General features: G+C 67.2%; 2 protein-coding genes and 1 pseudogene. 1 reads left to right on the plus strand and 2 read right to left on the minus strand.

Annotated elements, in window-relative coordinates; translation table 11 throughout:
- Positions 1-816: 816 nt before the first annotated feature.
- Positions 817-1,047: pseudogene (locus tag ABZ646_RS43540) on the minus strand (IS1380 family transposase); the annotation flags it as partial.
- A gap of 3 nt (positions 1,048-1,050) precedes the next feature.
- Complete coding sequence (locus tag ABZ646_RS43545) at positions 1,051-2,106, minus strand: LacI family DNA-binding transcriptional regulator (protein ID WP_360532456.1); 1,056 nt, start codon at positions 2,104-2,106, stop codon at positions 1,051-1,053.
- A 409-nt stretch (positions 2,107-2,515) separates the two neighbouring features.
- Between ABZ646_RS43545 and ABZ646_RS43550 the strand changes: the two genes are divergently transcribed.
- Positions 2,516-3,227, plus strand: a 712-nt coding sequence (locus ABZ646_RS43550) for an extracellular solute-binding protein (RefSeq protein ID WP_360532460.1), incomplete at its 3' end; no start/stop codon positions are given.

Consider the following 3,227-nt stretch of genomic DNA (forward strand, 5'->3'; position numbering starts at 1 on the left):
CAGCAGCTCGTCACTCGCCCGCCGGTCGATCGGGCCTCGGCCTGACATCCACACGGCGGCAGTCATGACGGTCAATGACCGTATAATTCGGGACAACGGTTCCGTGCGTAAGGCGGCGGGAAAGCGATGTCCGGGAGTGACCGTGCAGCCACACTCGCTAGCCTTGATCATTCGTGAGGGTCTCTCGGCGCTCGGGGCACACTGTGTAAAGACGACGAGTCAGGTCGGCGGCGCGATCATCGCGGAGACCGGCGGCGACATGAGCCAGTTCGCCACTGTCAGGCTCCTCGCTTCCTGGGCCGAAGGCTGTCCCGGCCGCCCCTGCGTAATCTGTCGGCCGCACCAAGAGCGCCAAGGTCTCTGGCAACCCGCATCCCGAAGGCGTCCTCGGCCTGGCCGCCTTCGGCGCGGTGCGGACCAAGGAAACCTACTTGCAGGCCCGCTACGAACGACTCATCGCCCACCGCGGCCCGTTGAGGGTCTGGTAGCCGACACCGTCTAACACTTGATGATCGCCGCGATCTGGCGCATGCTCACCGACGTCGTCGCCTACCGCGAGTTCTGCGACACCTACTTCGCCGGCGTGATCCCGAACACGCCACCCGCCGCGCGTCATCGCACTCAACCAGCTCGGCCACACCGTCACCCTCAACCTGCTGACAAGCGCCGCCTGACCAGCCAGGGCCAGCACACCCGGCGACCACCAAGGCCACCGGGCACTCAGACCTGCCCACGGTCGTACTGACCTGCTGCTATTTACGCGCCAGAGCCCGAATTCGCCAATCCATGTCCGGCGAATGACGTCGGACCCGGGTTGTTCTGCGCGGTGTGATGCAGGGGCAGGTCACGCAAGCCGGACCGGGCTACGTCTGAGGCTGGGCCCGCAGTCCGTGACGGAGTTCGAGTTGGGCGATCGGCTGGCTGGCAGGGCGATCATGAAGGTGATCCGCATGCCGTCATCGTCCTGGTCCTCAACTGGGTCCTGGGGTGCGGTCGTTCCCTGCGGACGATGAGCCACATGCCTTTCGGCCAGCCGTCCAGCAGCTGGCGCTAGGAAGATGCGCGGGGCACCAGTTCCGTTCGCAGTACCGCGTGCTGACGTTCCAATCCCCGTGAGGCGGCCGGGCGGCGGTCGGCGATCTCCGTGAGGAGGAGATCGATCATCGCGCGGCCCATCTCATCGATGGGCTGGCGGACACTGGTGAGCGGCGGGTCCATGTGCCGGGCGATGGCCGAGTCGTCGTACCCGACCAGTGCCACGTCGTCGGGGATACGTCGGCCCGCCTCGCGCAGCACCTGACGGGCGCCCGCCGCCATCACATCCGAACCGGCGAAGACCGCGTCGAGGCCGGGTTCGCGTTCAAGAAGTCTCGTCATCGCCCGGCGGCCACCCTCCTCGGTGAAGTAGCCGGGCTCGACGAGGAGTTCGACCGCGGTGCGGCTAGCATCGAGCAGGGCTTCGCGGTAGCCGTCGAGACGGCGCTGGGCGCCATACACATCCAAACGACCGGTGATGTGCGCGATCTTCCGGCGACCGCGGGCGAGCAGGTGCTCGACGGCCGAGCGGCCGCCGCCGTAGTTATCGGAGTCCACGGAGGTCAGCGCCTCCGTCGCCGAGCGCGGGCCGCTGATCACGGCCGGGATCCCGAGTTGGGTCACCAGATCGGGCAGCGGGTCGTCGGCGTGCACGGACACCAGCAGCACCCCGTCCACCAGGTGCGCGGCCAGGTACTGGGCGAGTCGGCGCCGTTCGCGGTCGTTGTCCGCGAAAATCAACAGCAACTGCATCTCGGTGTCGGAGAGTTCGGCACCTACGCCGCTGAGCATCTCGGAGAAGTACGGCTCTGCGAAGAACCGGGTCTCCGGCTCGGGGACTACCAGGGCAATGGCGTTGGCACGGTTGGCGGCGAGGGCGCGCGCGGCCGTGTTCGGGACATAGCCGAGCTCCGCTATCACGGCCTCGACGGCGGCCCGGGTGCCGTCACTGACTCGCGGTGACCCGTTGATGACCCGCGAGACCGTCCCCCGCCCCACGCCGGCTCGGGCGGCGACATCTCTGAGGGTGGGCCGACCACCACTGCGCCCCCGCGCTCCTTGGCTTGCCATGGGCTCCGCCCTTCTCACCGACGTTTCTGTGCTGGCCTGGAATTTAACAGCGCGGGGTCTCGGAACTGCCGGCTCTTGGGGCCGCCCGGACCCTGCTTCGGGCCCGAACCGCCTCGTCTGCGGATGTGGGCACATCGGACTCACCGGAGGGGCGCCGTCCGGCGCATTCCGGTCATCAACTCCGGTTAGCTAACAGCCAGATAACTGAACACATACCTCCGCGTTCGGTGCCTTGACACGCCGCCTCGAACCGGCGACCCTTCAACACATCACCAGTGGGAGCGCTCCCACGGTATCTCACGCATACACATCCCGCACGTTCCCCGCCCGAGCCGCAGCGAGAAACAGACGGGCCCAGCAGTGCAGTTGGCCAGGGGACGGCACGTCAGAGCACAACAGGAGGACGTAAATGCGAGCACGTACCCGAACCGCCTCACGCAAGGCGGTCGTCCTGGGGGCCATCGTGTCGCTGGGCGGAGCGTTGCTGGCCGGCTGCGCCAACGACAGTGGTGGCGGCAGCGACGACACCGGCGGTGGCGGCAGCGGCAAGACGACGATCTCCATGGGCCTCTTCGGCACGCAGGGCTTCAAGGAAGCCGGCCTGTACGCCGAGTACGAGAAGCTCCACCCGAACATCAAGATCACGGAGAATGTCACCGAGCGGAACGAGAACTACTACCCGGCGCTGGTCAACCACCTCACCACCAACAGCGGCCTGCAGGACGTCCAGGCCGTCGAGGTCGGCAACATTGCCGAGGTCGTGCAGACCCAGGCGAGCAAGCTGGAGGACCTCTCCAAGCTCTCGGGCGTGGACCAGAACAACTGGCTGAGCTGGAAGTGGCAGCAGGCCTCCACCAAGGACGGGCAGACCGTCGGACTCGGCACCGATATCGGGCCGATGGCGATCTGCTACCGCAAGGACCTCTTCCAGGAGGCCGGTCTGCCCACCGACCGGACGGCGGTCGGCAAGCTGTGGGCGGGCGACTGGAGCAAGCTGGTCACCGTGGGCGAGCAGTACAAGAAGAAGGGAACGGCACGGGGTGCCGTGCGGGCCGGCCGGGTAGGCGTCGGTCGTGGTGGTGCCGCAGTCGCTCCAGGTGTCGGTTCCTTGCGGTACGGAC

Origin of the sequence: Streptomyces sp. NPDC007162 (genome assembly GCF_040634175.1) — a bacterium.
In the GTDB taxonomy this organism is placed as follows: domain Bacteria; phylum Actinomycetota; class Actinomycetes; order Streptomycetales; family Streptomycetaceae; genus Streptomyces.

What these genes read in the sequence shown, in the direction of transcription:
- ABZ646_RS43545 (WP_360532456.1), bottom strand. Translation starts at nt 2,106, where the DNA reads ATGGCAAGCCAAGGAGCGCGGGGGCGCAGTGGTGGTCGGCCCACCCTC.